We start from the raw sequence: 16,300 nt of genomic DNA on the forward strand, positions 1-16,300 counted from the left end.
TGAACAATGGGGGACAACATGGAAAATAAGAAACTCACAGCCTTGGAGAAACAATGGATTTTATACGACGTCGGCAACTCCGCGTTTATTTTGTTAGTCGCGACGATTATGCCGATCTACTTCAATTCGCTCTGTCAGAGCGCGGGGATTGCGGAAGTCGATTATCTGGCGTACTGGGGTTATGCCGCTTCGGTTTCCACGCTGATCGTGGCGCTGAGCGGACCGGTGCTGGGCACGCTGGCCGATTATCAGGGGTTGAAGAAAAAAATATTTGCACTGTGCGTGATGGTCGGCGTGTGCGCGCTGGCGGCCTTGTGGATCCCGACCTCATGGAGAGTGTTTCTGATTCTCTATATCGTGGCGAAGGTCGGCTATTCCGCTAGCCTGATTTTCTACGATTCGATGCTTTCGGACATCACAACGCCCGAGCGGATGGACCGGGTCTCCTCACATGGTTACGCCTGGGGCTACATCGGCAGCTGCATTCCGTTTGTGATCAGTCTGGTCTTCGTTCTGTTTTACGAGCAGTTTTCGATGACGATCATGACGGCGATGATTCTGGCATTTGTGATCAATGCGCTGTGGTGGCTGGCCTGCACGCTGCCGTTATTGAAAAACTACAAGCAGAACTACTATGTTGAAGACGCGCAGAAGGATAAGCTCCGCGGCAGCTTCCGGCGGTTGGCCGATTCGTTCCGCAAGATCCGCAAGCATCGGAAAATCTTCTTGTTTCTGATCGCGTTCTTCTTTTACATCGACGGTGTCTATACGATCATCGACATGGCGACGGCCTATGGCAGCGCCTTGGGCCTGGATACCCAGGGGTTGTTGGTGGCGTTATTGGTGACGCAGATCGTCGCGTTTCCCAGCGCACTGGTCTTCGCATCGCTGGCCCGCAAAATCAACAACGCCAAGCTGATTCAGCTCTGTATTCTGGCGTATACCGGAATCGCGGTCTTCGCGATTCAGTTGGACAAGCAATGGGAGTTCTGGGTGCTGGCGGTATGCGTCGGTTTGTTCCAGGGCGGTATTCAGGCGTTGTCCCGATCCTATTTCGCGCAGATCATTCCGCCGGAAAATGCCGGAGAATTCTTCGGCTTGTTCGATATCTGCGGCAAAGGCGCGGCTTTTCTGGGCACAGCCTTAGTCAGTCTGACAGCGCAGCTTTCCGGCAGCGCCAACGGCGCGATCGCGATTCTGGCGGTGATGTTTATTATCGGTCTGTTTTTGTTCAACCGCGCGCTGCGTGTGGAATAAACTGAAAACGATGGGGCAGCCCATCGTTTTATCCTGTGCGGGATTGGATCAAGGTTTTCTGACCGGATCCGGGAGTAAGCTTGCGGAAGCCGAAGCTTTAAAAATGGAACAGCTGATGTAAAAAGCCATACGAGTTTCCCAGAAGGTAACAGATGATGAAGATAACCAGACAACTGGGAATCAGCACCAGCATCAGATTTTTAAAATTTAAGGGCCGTTGCTTCGCCATCGATCATCCCTCCTGTTCCTGTCTTTATTGTACCCCAATTCCGGTGTTTCATCCTTTAAGACTTCGTAAAGAAAAATAAAGGATTTATGAAGAATATCAGGAACGCTTTCCGTTCCGGACGTTCAAAAGGTGAATTAAAGATGAATAATTTCCTTCGTAAAGGGATTAAAAAGTGCGTGGAATAAGGCTTTTTCATCATTTTGAGCAGTCCGCTCCTTGCGTCAGGAAACAGTTCATGCTATAATTCAAAAAATCAGCGGGAGAATTTCATCTTTGTGAATTAGGGATGAAACGCTGAAGCAGGCTGAACGGAACGTGAAAAGCACGGTGACTAAGCGAGCCTGATCGGATCCGGTTTGCGGATCCAAAGCGGCAGCTCCGCTGTGTCATTATGAGCGAGGGAAAGACTCATAATGTTGATGGATAGGAAAGGATGTGTTTTCGTTGGACGATTCGCCCCACCCCACGGTTAAGTTAGGGCACTTGCCCTCTCCGGTCTGGATGAAGCTGTCAAGAATCAGAATGTTCATCCGGTATCATGTTATCCGATTCTGAGAGGAAGATCAGAAAATAAATCAGAAGGATAAAAAAGGAGAGAGGTAAAATGAGTAATACGATGACGCTGATTGGAATTTTAGCCATTCTGGTCTTTTGTTCGAGTTTTTTCTCGGCAACGGAAACGGCGTATTCCAGTATCAATAAAATAAAATTAAAAAATATGGCTTCGGCCGGCAGCCGCAAGGCGCAGAAAGCGCTGGAGCTGGCGGACGGCTACGACCGGCTGTTATCTACGATCCTGGTCGGCAACAACGTGGTCAATATTCTGGCTTCGTCGTTGGCGACGGTTTTGTTCGTGCAGAATTTGGGCTTCGGCGATGCCGGAGTCAGTCTGTCGACGGCGGTCATGACGATCGTGATCTTAATTTTCGGCGAAATTTCACCGAAAAGCATCGCGAAGGAAACGCCGGAGAAGTTTGCGATGGCGGTTGCGGGCGTGATTGGTTTTATCCAAACGCTCTTAACCCCGATCAACTTTCTGTTCAGTTTGTGGAAGAAGCTGCTTTCGATGATGTTCAAAGTTGAAAACGACGATTCCATGACCCAGGAAGAACTGTTGACCATCGTTGAGGAAGCCCAGAACGAAGGCGATCTGGAAGCGCATGAAAGCGATTTGATCTGCGCTGCGATCGAGTTCAACGATCTGGATGTCAAGGATATCTTAACGCCGCGGGTCGATGTGATCGCCGTGGACGTCACGGACTCTCTGGATGAAATCGAGCTGATGTTCCGCAACAACAATTTCTCGCGTCTGCCGGTGTATGAAAACTCGATCGACAACATTGTCGGGGTCATTCATGAAAAGGACTTCTATAACTTATACTACAACCACATGGGCACGTTCAAGTCGATCACGCAGACGCTGTTATATACCAGCCCGCACGTCAAGATTTCATCGCTGCTGAAACAGCTGCAGAGCTCCAAGACCCACATGGCGGTTGTGCTGGATGAGTACGGCGGAACGGCCGGCATCATTACGCTCGAGGATATTCTTGAAGAACTGGTCGGTGAAATCTACGACGAGCACGATCAGGTCAAGGAGTATTACAAGGAATTGGATCCGAATACTTATCTGATCGAGTGCGACATGGATCTGGACGATATGTTTGAATTCTTCGGTCTGGAAGATGAAGAAGATTACGATTTCATCACGGTCAGCGGCTGGGTTATCCATGAGCTGGAACGGATTCCGAAGGTCGGCGAATCATTCACATACAAGAATCTGGTCGTCACGGTAACGCAGACCGACGCCCGCAAGGTGATCGAGGTGAAGGTCAGCGTCATCCCGCAGGATCAGAGCGAGGAAGACGACGATCACAAGTCAAAGAAACAAAGCGGTATGAAGATGCTTTCGTTTTAAACAAGGAGAAGGATGAATAGAGCTGGCAGTATGCCAGCTTTTTCAATTCGCCGATTTGAAGACCTTTTGTCAGGCAGAACAGGATGAGAAAACGGCAAACAGGATATTCATCCAAAACTTGCGGTTCAGCATAAACAGGCATAAAATGGAAACAGAAAAACAAGGAGGATTCGTGATGAAAATAATCCTGGATTTAGATACTGGTATCGACGACGCGCTGGCGCTGAGCTATGCCCTGGGCGATCCTATGGCGGAGGTGATCGGCGTTACCTGCACCTACGGCAACGTGTTTCGGGAACAGGCGCTGGAGAATACGGAAACCTTGTTAAAAGCGCTGGGACGAACTGATATCCCGATCTACGCCGGGCCGGCGCATCCCCTGACGCGAACGGACTTCGCACCGACGGCAATGTGCCGCGTCGTGCATGGCGAACAGGGGTTCGGTCAGGCTCGGATTGAACCGGATCCGGATTTGGTTCAGCCGCAGCCGGCGGTGGAATTCATCCTGGAAGCCGCCCGCCGGCATGGATCCGAACTGACGCTTTTGACCGCCGGTCCTCTGACGACGCTGGCGGAGGTGCTGCGCCGGAATCCGAACTTCAAAAACGAGATTGGCCGGGTTGTCTGCATGGCTGGGGCGCTGACGGTGGCGGGAAATGAAACACCGTTTGCGGAAGCCAATGTCCGCGTCGATCCGGAAGCGGCGGCCGAGGTGTTCACCAGCGGTCTGCCGTTAGTGCTGGTGGGCTTAGATGTGACATTAAAGACGCTATACGATCAAGCTCACATTGATCATCTGCGCGCGCTGAAGACCCCGGCGGCGGATTTAGTCGGCGGACTGATGCAGTTCTATCTCGATTATTACAAGACTGATAAGCGGCGTCTGGCCGGTTGTCCGCTCCATGATCCGCTGGCGGCCGTGGCGGCGCTGCATCCGGATCTGATCACAACGATGCCGGTTAACCTCAAGGTCGAACTGGAAGAGACTGCCGGGCGGGGCCGAACCGTCGCTGATCTGACGCGGCTGAACGATCCGCAAAAGGATCACCAGATGGCGATCGACGCTGATGTTCCGCGCTTTCTGGAATTGTTTACCCACGCGCTGGAACGATCTTTGGGAAATCGTTCATCTGCAAGGTGAAAATGTTAGGAGAAACAAGATCGAAAGCAAGAGAATGTCAAGCTTCTTTGAATTGAATGTAAATAAAATGAAAACGATGAAATTCTAATTTTATTGCTTTCATTTTTTGTAAAATTTTGTATAATGAACCTATTGAAAGAAATGAGGGCGAACTATGATTTGTATTAAAAACGGATGGGTGCACGACGCGGTTCATGAGGAACCGTATATTGCGGACGTACTGGCGGACAAGGGCAAGATTACAGCAATCGGTAAGAATCTGATCGTGCCGCAGGACTGCGAGATCATCGACGCGACGGATAAAAACGTTTATCCAGGCTTTGTCGAGGCGCATTGCCACATTGGCCTGGACGGCTCCGGGATTGGTTTTGAGGGCGACGACTGCAATGAGATGACGGATATCCTGACCCCGCAGCTGCGCGCGATCGACGGTATCAATCCGATGGATCCGACGTTCCGTGAAGCGGCGCTGGCCGGCATCACAACCGTCTGCACCGGACCGGGCAGCGCGAATGTGCTGGGCGGTACGTTTACGGCGATCAAGACGGTCGGCAAGCGCGTCGATAAGATGATCGTGAAAAAGGAAGTCGCGATGAAATGCGCGTTTGGCGAGAACCCGAAGCGTTGTTATAAAGATAAGAATAACTATTCCCGGATGTCGACGGCATCCAAGCTGCGCGAAATGCTTTTGAAGGCCAAAGAATACGACCGGAAGGTGCTGGCCGCGGGCAGTGATGAAAGCAAGCTGCCGGCTTACGATATGAAGCTGGAAGCGCTGCGGCCGGTGCTGCATGGCGAGCTGCCGCTGAAGGCGCACGCCCATCAGGCCAACGATATTTTCACGGCGCTGCGGATCGCGCAGGAATTCAACGTGAAGATCACGCTGGAACATGTGACGGAAGGGCATCTGATCGTCGACGAGCTGAAGGACGAACCGGTGCCGATGGCGGTCGGGCCGTCTTTGACCCATGCGAGCAAATTTGAGCTGCGCAACAAAACGTTTGAAACCCCGGGTATTCTGGCGAACGCCGGCTGCCAGGTTTCGATCATTACCGATTCGCCGGTAATTCCGCAGCAGTATCTGCCGCTGTGTGCCGGACTGGCGATCAAATCCGGCATGAAGGAGTGGGATGCGTTAAAGGCGATTACGATTAACGCCGCCAAGCATATCGGCATTGAGGATCGCGTCGGTTCGCTGGAAATCGGTAAGGACGCGGATATCCTGGTCATGGAAGGCAGCTGCTTTGAGGTCTCGGCGCAGCCGGAAATCGTTATCATCGACGGAAAGGTTGTGGCGTAAGGGATGCGGTTAGTTCAAAACGGGACGGTTACCACGATGGCCGGCGAAGGTCCGGCCATTGCGGATATCTTAATTGATAATGGAAAAATCGCGGCGATCGGGGAACACCTAACGGTTCCGGAAGGCTGCGAGATCATCGACGCGACAGGCCTGCAGGTGTACCCGGGATTTATCGACTGTCATTGCCACATCGGTCTGTATGAAGACGGAATCGGCTTCGAGGGCAACGACACCAACGAATCGACGGATCCGATCACGCCTCAGCTGCGCGGGATTGACGCGATCAATCCGTTCGATCCTTCGTTTAAGGAAGCGGCCGCGGCCGGCGTTACGACGATCGGCACCGGGCCGGGCAGCGCGAATGTGGTCGGCGGTACATTTGCGGCCGTGAAGACCGTTGGTACCTGCGTTGACGAGATGGTCGTCAAGGAAGCAGTCGCGATGAAGTGTGCTTTCGGCGAAAATCCGAAACGCTGCTACCAGGGGAAAAACAACAACACCCGGATGGCGACGGCGGCGAAGCTGCGCGAGCTGTTGTTTAAAGCGAACGAATATTCAATGAAGCTCAGCGAGGCCCGTCAGGATCCGAGCAAACGTCCGGCTTTCGACATGAAGCTGGACGCGATGCTGCCGGTCGTCCGCAAACAGCTGCCGCTCAAAGCGCACGCTCACCGGGCTGACGATATCTGCACGGCGATCCGGATCGCGAAGGAATTCGATCTGAAGCTGACGCTGGAACACGTGACGGAAGGTCAGTTTATCCTGCCGCAGCTGCAGGCGGCCAACGTACCGCTGGCCGTTGGACCGAACCTGCACGCCAACAGTAAGTTTGAAATCCGCAACATGACGTTTACGACTCCCGGCGTTTTAAGCAAAGCCGGGCTGCAGGTTTCGATCGTGACGGACGCGCCGATCGTGCCGTTAAAATATCTGGCGATGTCGGCGGGTCTGGCGGTCAAATCCGGGATGGATCACACCGAAGCGCTGAAAGCGATCACGATCAATCCGGCGAAGCATCTGGGCATCGCCGACCGGGTCGGTTCGTTAGAGGTCGGCAAGGACGCGGATATCGTCATCACCGACGGCGATCCGCTGGCAATGTTCACGACGGTCCGCACGGTTCTGATCAACGGCGAGATCGTTGCCTAAAATAGAATCAAGAAATCCTGACCGCTTTGATTAAGCTTCAGGATTTTTTACGTTTGGGGGAAGTGCGGGGCTTCGCGCCGGTGGAATTTTATGATATAGTGAAAAGCAGAGTTGCGGTTGAATGACCCTGTCCCAAGGACAGACGGGCAAAACCTGTGAAGTAAGGAGCGAAGTCTATGATCCGAATGTTAGCGTCTGATATTGACCATACTTTATTTTCTCATCAAACCTACGCGATTCCTGAGATGAATCTGAAGGCGGCGGATACATTGCGCAGCCAGGGCGTCGAACTGGTTCTCGCGACAGCGCGGATTTATGCCGGGGTGCGTAAGCTGGAAGCGCAGTTGGATATGCGGGAAAAAGGTGGAATGATTATCGCCTCCGCCGGGGCGGAGCTGATCGACTGCCGCTGCGGTATCCGCACGGTGCTGCACAGCTTAACTCTCGATCAAATTAAAACACTGAAGCAGTTTTCCGACGCGCATCCAGGCGTGACGCTGGCGGTGCAGCAGGAAGATTTGATGGTCGCTGATGGCTACGACGCTTCATTAGACAGCGACCGCACCGTCGTTGGAATTGATTTTCTCGTCGTTGGCTCCGATTTCTTTTCCTACATGACAAAACCGGCGTGTATGGCGGGATTGACCGGCGATCCGCAGCAGCTGGATGAAATTGAAATCCAGGCCCGCGCCGTCTTGAAGGACGTGACCCTAACGCGCTCCGGCCCGGGCTTTCTTGACGTTACGCCGCAAGGCGTGCACAAGGCGCTGGCGCTGAAGCAGTTGTGTGGTCGTCACGGTATTCCGCTGCAGGCGCTGGCGGCGATCGGCGATGGCAACAACGATCGGGAAATGTTAGCGGAAGCCGGCTTGTCGTTTGCCCCGTCCAATGCCGTGGAGGCGGTTAAAAAACAGGTTGATTTCGTATTGGGCAGCTGCGAGGAAGGCGCGTTCGCTCAGGCCGTGGCGATGATTTTAGAACGGAACGAAAAGGAGCGCGCGCATGGAACGGTATAGTGCGATCAAACAACTGGCCGTGACCAGCGCGGAGCTGATCGAACAGGTTCAGTTTGACGATCACCAGGGCAAACCGGAGAAAATCGAACCGCTGCTGGCGCGGATTATCACGCTGGCCTTGGCGGCGTCCGCTGACCCGGAAGCCTTAAAAACAAGCTTGTTTCAGAAAGAAAACACGGAAAAAGGAGAAAAATAGGAAAAAATCTCCTTTTTTTCGTTTTTAAGGCAGGCAAAATCGAATTTTCAGCGAATATTGTAAGTGAGCGGTCTGACTGAACAGGTCATGTTTTTCATAGGCTGATACCAGAGGTGAAGCCAAATGAAAAAAAGTTCGATTGTAACCATGATGGCCGTCTTGTTGTCACTGGGCTTCTGCGTTCTGTATTTCGGCTTGTTTGCGCGGATCAGTGAAACAAGCTCGGCGCCCGCGGATTCGCTGGAGGTCACCGTTACGCCCGGCACGCAGCCGGAATCAGCGGCGCCGGTGATTTCCGACGATCAGGGATCATCGTCGCTGAGCTGGATTCAGGCCGGGGTGTTCGCTCGGGAAAGCTCCGTGCGTGAGCTGACAGCGTTTTTAGAACAGGATGGATTCACGCCCGTGACCTATACACGCGGTGAATACAAGATCGTCGCCGTCGGCGTCAGTCTGGATCCGGAAGTCACCCGCCAGTGCCGCCAGCGGATGATCGATCTGGATTACGAATGGATGGAACGCGCCTGTTCGCTGAACGAAACCCAACGCCAGCAGCTAAGCCAAGGTCAGACCGCATCGGTATTGGAGGGATGTACATCACAACCGTAAGAGAAATGCCCTGTGAGGAACGGCCGCGCGAAAAAGCGCTGCACCAGGGAATTGAGCACTGTTCCAACAAGGAAATCCTGGCGCTGATTTTACGCAGCGGCGTGCCGGGAGCGTCCAGTCTGATGATCGCCGATCAGCTGCTTCAGCGCAGTCAGGGCGTCCGCGGCCTGTCCCGGCTGACGCTCAAAGAGCTGATGCAGATCAAAGGCATCAGCCAGGTCCGCGGCCTGGAAATTTTAGCGTGTTTCGAGCTGGCGCGGCGGATCAGCGAGGAACAAACCCGCGATATCGACGTCGTTTCCAATCCGGAAGCGCTGATGGCCTGGCTGGGACGGGAAATCGGCGGCAAGCAGCAGGAACACTTTTTAGCGATTTATCTCGACGCGAAAAACCACATTTTAGAGCACCGGCTGTTGTTCAAAGGAACGCTGGACGCCAGCATCGTCCATCCCCGCGAGGTGTTTAAGGAAGCGCTGCTGGCCTCGGCCTGCCGCGTGTTGGTCGTGCATAACCACCCGTCCCAGGATCTGACCCCAAGTCTGGCCGACCGGATCATTACCCAGCGCTTAAAAGAAACCGGCGAGCTGATCGGAATCGAGCTATTGGATCATTTAATCGTCGGAACCACGCAGTATTTCAGCTTCCGCGCCCACGGATTATTAGATTGAAGTTCGGGGGCAATCACCGTATAATAGACGCAGGTGATAAAATGAAACTGAATCGTTTTCAAAAAATACTGCTTTGGCTGATCGGCATTTCGCTGTCTTTGTCGTTAATTTTAAACGTCGTCAGCGTGACGACCCCGTTCAGTGAAATCAGCCGGCAGGGGTATAACGTCTTTTCCATGCTTAAATATTCGTTGATTGATTATCCGGTCACGACGGTGACGGATTTCTTTACCTCGTTTTCACGGCTGTGGCAGGTCCGTCAGGAAAACGACCTGCTTCGCACTCAGGTCGACCAGATTGCCTCGCTGCAGGGGCAACTGGCGGAAGCCGAGCGGCAGATTGAGGAGCTGAAACAGATCGCGGACTTGAAAACGATCGTTTCCGATTACGATCTGATTCCTTCAACTGTGCTTTCGCGCACCCAGGAGGCCTGGAACAACCTGTTGACGATCGACGTCGGCAGCGCCGACGGGGTCGGGTTAAACTATGCCGTAATCACCCCGAAGGGATTGGTCGGCAAGGTGACGAAGGTCAACGAACACACTTCGACGGTGAAGCTGATCACTGCGGAAGACGGTCTGAATAAGGTTTCCGTAAAGATTGAGATCGACGAAGGGAAAACGGTCGATGCCATTTTGGTGAGATATGACAGCAACGAACAGGCTTTTGTGATGCAGCTGTTGACTTCCGGCGCGACCGTCACGGAAGAGATGCGCGTCGTAACCAGCGGTATGGGCGGCGTCTTTCCTTCCGGCTTGCTTGTCGGCACGGTCAGTAAGGTCGAGGAGCTGAGCAATGCGGTCGGCATGAATATTTACGTCCGGCCGTCCGCGGATTTCCAGTCGTTTAACTATGTCTGCGTCGTTCGCCGCCAGGGGGCTTCGCAATGATTTATGAAGCGGCCTTCATCGGTCTTGGCTTAATTGCCGACATGATTCTCACGGCGCTGTTTCCGTTTGATTTCGCGCTGAATCATTCTGTTTTCATTCCCTGTATGGGCTTCTGCGCGCTGATGCTGACGGTGCGGCAGAAAAATCTTCTGGATTCGCTGTTCATGGCGTTTGCGGCGGGGATGGTATTTGATTTTCTCAACGCCGATCACTTCATGCTCAGCTCGCTGGTGTGCATGGCGTGCGCGTTTCTGATTCATATTTGGAGCAAGCATATCAGTTCTTCATTATTAGAACTGATGATCCTCTTACTTTCGATCATTTTCGTCAAAGAGCTTCTGATATACTTCTATATGACCGCAAGCAATCTGTCGGCGATGTCGCTGATGACATGGCTGAGCAAGCGTCTGGTGACGACGCTCGTCGGCAACCTGGCGCCGATCCTGCTTGTGATCTGGATGAATGATCAGCGGCAGACCCTGCAGATCCGGCGGGAGTCAATCCGCAGAAAAGGGGAGAAGCTCAGATGGGAACAGTTAAAATAATCGGACAAAACTCCGGACTCACGATTCGCATGGACTGCCGACAATGGCAGGATCAGGCCGTCGAGCTGGAGGCCAAGCTTCGGCTGCTGAAGACCCGCGACGGTCATCCGGCCGAAGTTTTTTTTGACAGCGATCCGGGTGCGGAGCGGCTGAAACAGCTGTTTGAGATCCTGCAGGCAACCGGCTGCGTCTGCCGGGGACTTTATATCCAGAAGAAACCGGAAGTCCCGGGCAATTTGACCGTGATCCGTGAACCGCTGCGGGCAGGCGAGCCGATCCAGCTGGAAGGCGCGGCCGTATTGCTTCATGATGTGCGCCAGCCAATCCAGATCGAAATGCGCGGCAGTGGACCGTTGATTGTCCTGGGCACGGTCGCCGGGCAGATCCGCCTGCTTGATCCCGCCTGCCAGCTGATCGCGATGGGACTGGATCATGCCCGCGTCAAGATTTCAGACAGCGACTGGCAGAATCTGACAAATTTCGCGAAAGTCTGTGTGTATTATGAGAATCAGAGATGCATGAGTCTGAGTTTGAAGGAGGAAGAAGTGTGGCAAGGGTAATCATGATCACCAGCGGCAAAGGCGGTGTCGGCAAAACGACGGTCTGCGCCAACCTCGGCATCGCGCTGGCGTCATTAGGCAAAAAAGTATGTATGATCGACATGGATCTGGGCTTGAAGAATCTGGATGTGATGATGGGCTTGGAAAACCGCGTGTTCTATGATTTGAAGGACGCGGTCGAAGGCCGCTGTCCTCTGAGCCGGGCGATGATCCAGGACAAGCGCTGTGAAAATCTTTTTCTCATGGCGGCCTGCCGGACGGTCAATATCGGCCGGTTAAAGCTGGAAGATCTGACGACGGTAATCGATCAGCTGCAGGATCAGTTCGATTTCATCCTGTTGGATTCGCCGGCTGGAATTGAGCGCGGTTTCCAATACGCGATGTGCTGCGCGGATGAAGCGTTAGTCGTCGTGCAGCTGGATATCGCGGCCCTGCAGGACAGCGACCGCGTGATCGGGATCTTGTTAAAGGAAGGCAAGACGACGATCCGGCTGGTGATGAACCGCGTTAATCCCCGTTACATTGAAAAAGGCATTTCGTTAAGCGTCAAGGAAGCGGCGGACTGGCTGGGGTTGGAAGTGATTGGGTTAGTCTATGAGGATGAAAACCTGATTGCCTGCAACAACCGCGGTGTGCCGATGGCGTTCAAGCGCAGCACGATCACTTCGCAATGCTACACCGTGATCGCTCAGCGGCTGTTGGGCGAGAAAGCGGCGCTGCCGAAATTTAAAGAGAAAAATATCATCCAGAAATTGTTTGGTTGAGGACCGCGGTGGCGGTCTTTTTTCTTTGCATTTAAAATGAAATGAGCACGGAAAGTGCAGGAATCAAAAAAAGAAAGAAAAATATTTTTTCCTATTTACAACACAATAGGAGTAGTCTATAATGTGATCAGAAAACATATGAACACATGTTCATATATAACAGAATCTCTGTTGCGTTTTCATCAGCCCTGTTCCTAAAGAGGGAACATCCAACATTTTAGCTGGAGGAAAAAACTATGAAAACAGAAGTGTACGCGCTGCCGGAACTGGATTGCCCAAATTGTGCGATAAAGGTGGAGCGCCAGGTTGGCAAAATTAAAGGTTTGAGCGAAGTGACCGTTGATTTTGTTCACAAAAAGATGATCGTGGAATTTGAAGGTGAATCCAAGAAGGAACAGATCATCCAGGCTGTGAAGAAAGCCGAACCAGATATTCATGTTGTGGAAGTAACGGATAAAAAGGATGGCGCCATTCGCCAGCCGCATACTGAAAATCATGAACATCACCATGAACATTGCGCCTGTGATGAAGGTCATGAGCATCATCACCATCACGAAGAAGAGGAATGCGGCTGCGGTCACGATCATGGACATCACCATGAACATTGCAAGTGCGGAGAAGACCATGAACATCATCATCACGAGGATGAGGGCTGCGGCTGCGGTCACGATCATGGACATCACCATGAACACTGCGCCTGTGATGAAGGTCATGAGCATCATCACCATCACGAAGATGAGGAGTGTGGCTGTGGTCACGATCATGAACATCACCATGAACACTGCGCCTGTGATGAAGGTCATGAACATCATGGCGAGGGCTGCGGCTGCGGCCACAACCATGAAGCCTTGTCCGAGGTTGATCATTCGGCGGTCAAGGGCGAACTAAAACTGCGCTTAGCCGGTCTGGACTGTGCAAACTGCGCGGCGAAGATCGAACGAGCGGTGAATGGCCTGCCGCAGGTTCAGGAAGCTTCGGTTACCTTTTCCACGGAAACGCTGCTTGTCGATGCCAAACCGTCTGTCGATCGGGCGGAGCTGATTACGGCGATCACGGCTGTCGTTAAGAAATTGGAACCGGATGTCGACGTAGTGGAAATGAAGATTGGCTCGAAAAAAACGGAACCCGAACCGGAAGCGGCCCAGCCGGGTTTCTTCCGGCAGAACGCCAAGCTGTTGGCCGGCATCGTTTTCTTTATCGCCGGGATTTTCTTACAGGAACAAAGCTATGCTTTCTTGATTTTCCTGGTCAGCTTTATCTTAATCGGCGGGGAAGTCGTTTACAGTGCGATCCGCAATGTCCTGCAGGGCGAATGGTTTGATGAAACCTTCCTGATGAGCGTGGCGACGATCGGTGCGTTTGCGATCGGCGATTATGTGGAAGGCGTCGCAGTTATGTTGTTCTATCAGATTGGCGAGCTGTTCCAGTCTTACGCTGTCAACCGTTCGCGCAAATCAATCGGTTCGCTAATGAATATCCGCGCCGACTATGCGACGGTGCTGCGCGAAGGAAAAGAACTGCGGGTTGATCCGGAAACCGTAGCGATTGGGGAAACCATTCTGATCAAACCGGGCGAGCGGGTGCCGTTGGACGGGATTCTGCTTGAAGGCACGACATCGCTGGATACCAGCGCGCTGACTGGTGAAAGTCTGCCGCGGGAAGTGCAGAAGGAAGATGAAATTCTGGCCGGCATGGTTAACCTGAGCGGCGTCGTGCAGGTGAAAGTCACCAAAGAATTCGGCGAATCCACAGTATCGCGGATTCTGGAACTGGTTGAGAACGCCAGTTCTAAAAAAGCGCCGATCGAGCGTTTCATCACCAAGTTTGCCCGGGTTTATACGCCGACGGTCGTCGTGGCGGCGATCCTGGTCGCGATCATTCCGCCGTTTCTGCTTCAAATGGGTTCGTTTGACGTCTGGCTGTACCGGGCGCTGACGTTCCTGGTTGTCTCTTGTCCATGCGCGCTGGTCATCTCGATTCCGCTGGGGCTGTTTGCGGGTATCGGCGGCGCCAGCCGGCAGGGAATTCTGGTGAAGGGCGGCAATTTCTTAGAGATTTTAAAAGACGTTGACACCATCGTCTTTGATAAGACCGGAACGCTGACCGAGGGCAAATTCAGCGTGACCCGGATACAGCCGGTTCATGCCGAAGCGGATGCGTTATTGGAATTAGCGGCTTATGGCGAGGCCTATTCCACCCATCCGATCGCCCGCTCCATTGTTGCGGCTTACGGCAAACCGATTGAGAATCAGAAAATCCGCAATTATCAGGAAATCTCAGGCCAAGGCGTTGAGGTGGAAGTCGACGGCCGGAGGCTGGCGCTCGGCAACGCCAAGCTGATGCAGAAGCACGGAATCGATTGTCCGTCGGTCGATGAGATCGGCACGATCATCCATGTTGCCCAGGAAGGCGAATATCTCGGCTGGCTGGTGATCAGCGACGGAATCAAAAAGACAAGCAAGGCCGCGATCCGCCAGCTGAAACAGGCGGGCATCCGCAATACCGTTATGTTGACAGGGGATAACCGCAGTGTTGCCGAAGCGGTTGCCGGTCAGATTGGAATCGATACGGTCTATGCGCAGCTATTGCCGCAGGATAAGGTAGAACAAGTTGAAAAGCTTCTGGCGGCGCAGCCGGAAGGGAAGAAGCTGGCGTTTGTCGGCGACGGCATCAACGACGCGCCGGTGCTGGCACGGGCGGATCTGGGCGTCGCGATGGGCGGCGTGGGCAGCGATGCAGCGATCGAAGCGGCCGATATCGTGCTGATGAAGGACGATCCGGCAGCGCTGGCGACCGCGATTCAGATTTCCCGCAAGACGCATGCGATTCTGCGCCAGAACATCGTGTTCTCCCTGGCGATTAAAATCGGTGTCTTGATGCTGACGCTGTTTGGAAAAAGCAATATGGGAATGGGCGTGTTCGCCGACGTGGGCGTGACGCTGCTGGCGATTCTCAACTCGATGCGGGCTCTGAAAAGCGGGAAATAAGAGATTTAATTCACCGGTATTTGCAAAAAATACCGGTTTTTACATTGTCCATCAATTAACTTGTGAAATTACGACAAATTTTAATAATTGCCTAAATCAAATCTGGAAATTCCTGTTATACTGAAATTACAAGAGGACTGCAAAGTCCGGAAGGAGGATTTACTGATGTTTGAGTTAACAGGAAAAATCGCCGTTGTCACCGGGGCGTCCAGCGGTTTGGGCGCGGATGCGGCCCGGGCCTATGCCGAGGCCGGAGCTAACGTCGCGTTATTAGCGCGCCGTCAGGATAAGCTGGAAGCGTTAGCCGAGGAACTGCGGGCCAAGGGCATTGACGCGCTGCCGGTCGGCTGCGACGTCACCGACGAAGCCAGTATTGAAAAAGCCGTGCAGACCGTGATCGAACACTTCGGACGGATTGACATTCTGCTCAACAACGCCGGCGTCGCTGTCCGCGGCGGGGTCGATACATTGAGTCAGGAAGACTGGGACCGCTCGATGAACATCAACGTCAAGGGGATCTATATGATGTGCAAATATGTAATCCCGCACATGAAGGCCCGCAACTATGGCAAGATCGTCAACATCAGCTCCGTTAATGCTTTGATCGGCGATAAGAACGACATGTTTATCCGCCACGCGTATAATACTTCCAAAGCGGCGGTGCTTGGTCTGACGCTGGGCATGGCTTGTTCCTATGGTCAATTCAACATTACGGTCAACGCCGTCTGCCCGGGATTGTTTGAGTCGGAGATGACGCAGAACACACTGTTCAAGTCGGAAGCTTTCTTACAAGGCTACAGCGCCCAGTGCCCGATGAGCCGTCCGGGCCGGCGCGGGGAAGTCAGCGGACCAATCCTGTTCTTCTCCAGCGACGCGTCCAGCTACGTCACCGGCCAGCATGTCGTCGTCGACGGAGGAACCTCGTTAGTTTAAGTTTGATCGCCCATGGCGTTCATTCCCTGATCAGGACAAAGGACAAGCCGTCTTTTGTCCTTTTCTTCTGCTTCCTTCCGTTCAGCCGCCGTCTTTCCCGGTTCGTTTCGGTTTCCTTTTAATCTGAATAATGATAAA

The 16,300-nt window shown here is 53.1% G+C and carries 16 protein-coding genes; 15 read left to right on the forward strand and 1 reads right to left on the reverse strand.

The window, feature by feature from the left end:
* The first annotated feature begins 18 nt into the window (after positions 1–18).
* A complete protein-coding gene (locus DWY25_RS03005; protein WP_181981664.1) occupies positions 19–1,257 on the forward strand; it encodes an MFS transporter in 1,239 nt (412 codons plus the stop codon).
* Positions 1,258–1,354: 97 nt separating this feature from the next.
* On the opposite strand, the gene DWY25_RS18010 is transcribed toward DWY25_RS03005, so the two are convergent.
* The gene (locus tag DWY25_RS18010; RefSeq protein WP_006058997.1) at positions 1,355–1,486 is read right to left on the reverse strand and encodes a hypothetical protein; all 132 of its coding nucleotides are present in this window, start codon (positions 1,484–1,486) and stop codon (positions 1,355–1,357) included.
* Positions 1,487–2,090: 604 nt separating this feature from the next.
* Here DWY25_RS18010 and DWY25_RS03010 point away from each other — a divergent pair.
* The 14 genes from DWY25_RS03010 to DWY25_RS03075 all read left to right on the forward strand — a co-directional run bounded on the left by DWY25_RS03010 (position 2,091) and on the right by DWY25_RS03075 (position 16,162).
* Entirely contained in the window at positions 2,091–3,404 is a 1,314-nt protein-coding gene (locus DWY25_RS03010) for an HlyC/CorC family transporter (protein WP_117893470.1), read from the forward strand.
* 175 nt (positions 3,405–3,579) lie between these two features.
* Positions 3,580–4,545 carry a nucleoside hydrolase gene (locus DWY25_RS03015; protein WP_181981665.1) on the forward strand — a complete coding sequence of 322 codons (966 nt, stop codon included), beginning with the start codon at positions 3,580–3,582 and terminating at the stop codon, positions 4,543–4,545.
* A gap of 154 nt (positions 4,546–4,699) precedes the next feature.
* Positions 4,700–5,845 carry an amidohydrolase gene (locus DWY25_RS03020; protein ID WP_117893476.1) on the forward strand — a complete coding sequence of 382 codons (1,146 nt, stop codon included), beginning with the start codon at positions 4,700–4,702 and terminating at the stop codon, positions 5,843–5,845.
* Positions 5,846–5,848: 3 nt separating this feature from the next.
* Positions 5,849–6,994 carry an amidohydrolase gene (locus DWY25_RS03025; RefSeq protein WP_117893479.1) on the forward strand — a complete coding sequence of 382 codons (1,146 nt, stop codon included), beginning with the start codon at positions 5,849–5,851 and terminating at the stop codon, positions 6,992–6,994.
* A 176-nt stretch (positions 6,995–7,170) separates the two neighbouring features.
* Positions 7,171–8,010: an HAD family hydrolase gene (locus DWY25_RS03030; protein ID WP_117893482.1), complete on the forward strand. Its 840-nt coding sequence runs from the start codon at positions 7,171–7,173 to the stop codon at positions 8,008–8,010.
* Entirely contained in the window at positions 7,997–8,206 is a 210-nt protein-coding gene (locus DWY25_RS03035; RefSeq protein WP_006059009.1) for a hypothetical protein, read from the forward strand. Before DWY25_RS03030 ends, DWY25_RS03035 begins: the two co-directional genes overlap by 14 nt.
* 123 nt (positions 8,207–8,329) lie before the next feature.
* Entirely contained in the window at positions 8,330–8,815 is a 486-nt protein-coding gene (locus DWY25_RS03040; protein ID WP_117893485.1) for a hypothetical protein, read from the forward strand.
* Positions 8,797–9,483, forward strand: a complete 687-nt coding sequence (gene radC / locus DWY25_RS03045) for a RadC family protein (protein WP_181981666.1) — start codon at positions 8,797–8,799, stop codon at positions 9,481–9,483. The genes DWY25_RS03040 and radC overlap by 19 nt, the downstream gene beginning before the upstream one ends.
* A gap of 41 nt (positions 9,484–9,524) precedes the next feature.
* Positions 9,525–10,373: a rod shape-determining protein MreC gene (mreC, locus tag DWY25_RS03050; protein WP_039864310.1), complete on the forward strand. Its 849-nt coding sequence runs from the start codon at positions 9,525–9,527 to the stop codon at positions 10,371–10,373.
* A complete protein-coding gene (locus DWY25_RS03055; protein ID WP_117893491.1) occupies positions 10,370–10,918 on the forward strand; it encodes a hypothetical protein in 549 nt (182 codons plus the stop codon). The genes mreC and DWY25_RS03055 overlap by 4 nt, the downstream gene beginning before the upstream one ends.
* Positions 10,900–11,478 (forward strand): hypothetical protein, encoded by a 579-nt coding sequence (locus DWY25_RS03060; protein WP_117893494.1) that lies wholly within the window; start codon positions 10,900–10,902, stop codon positions 11,476–11,478. The genes DWY25_RS03055 and DWY25_RS03060 overlap by 19 nt, the downstream gene beginning before the upstream one ends.
* A complete protein-coding gene (gene minD, locus DWY25_RS03065; RefSeq protein ID WP_072684233.1) occupies positions 11,466–12,242 on the forward strand; it encodes a septum site-determining protein MinD in 777 nt (258 codons plus the stop codon). The genes DWY25_RS03060 and minD overlap by 13 nt, the downstream gene beginning before the upstream one ends.
* Positions 12,243–12,478: 236 nt before the next feature.
* On the forward strand, positions 12,479–15,229 hold the full coding sequence (locus tag DWY25_RS03070) for a heavy metal translocating P-type ATPase (RefSeq protein WP_117893497.1): 2,751 nt from the start codon (positions 12,479–12,481) through the stop codon (positions 15,227–15,229).
* Positions 15,230–15,394: 165 nt separating this feature from the next.
* The gene (locus DWY25_RS03075; RefSeq protein ID WP_039864314.1) at positions 15,395–16,162 is read left to right on the forward strand and encodes an SDR family NAD(P)-dependent oxidoreductase; all 768 of its coding nucleotides are present in this window, start codon (positions 15,395–15,397) and stop codon (positions 16,160–16,162) included.
* The last annotated feature ends 138 nt before the right edge of the window (positions 16,163–16,300 follow it).

The organism is Holdemania filiformis (assembly GCF_003459085.1).
GTDB classification, from domain to species: domain Bacteria; phylum Bacillota_I; class Bacilli_A; order Erysipelotrichales; family Erysipelotrichaceae; genus Holdemania; species Holdemania filiformis.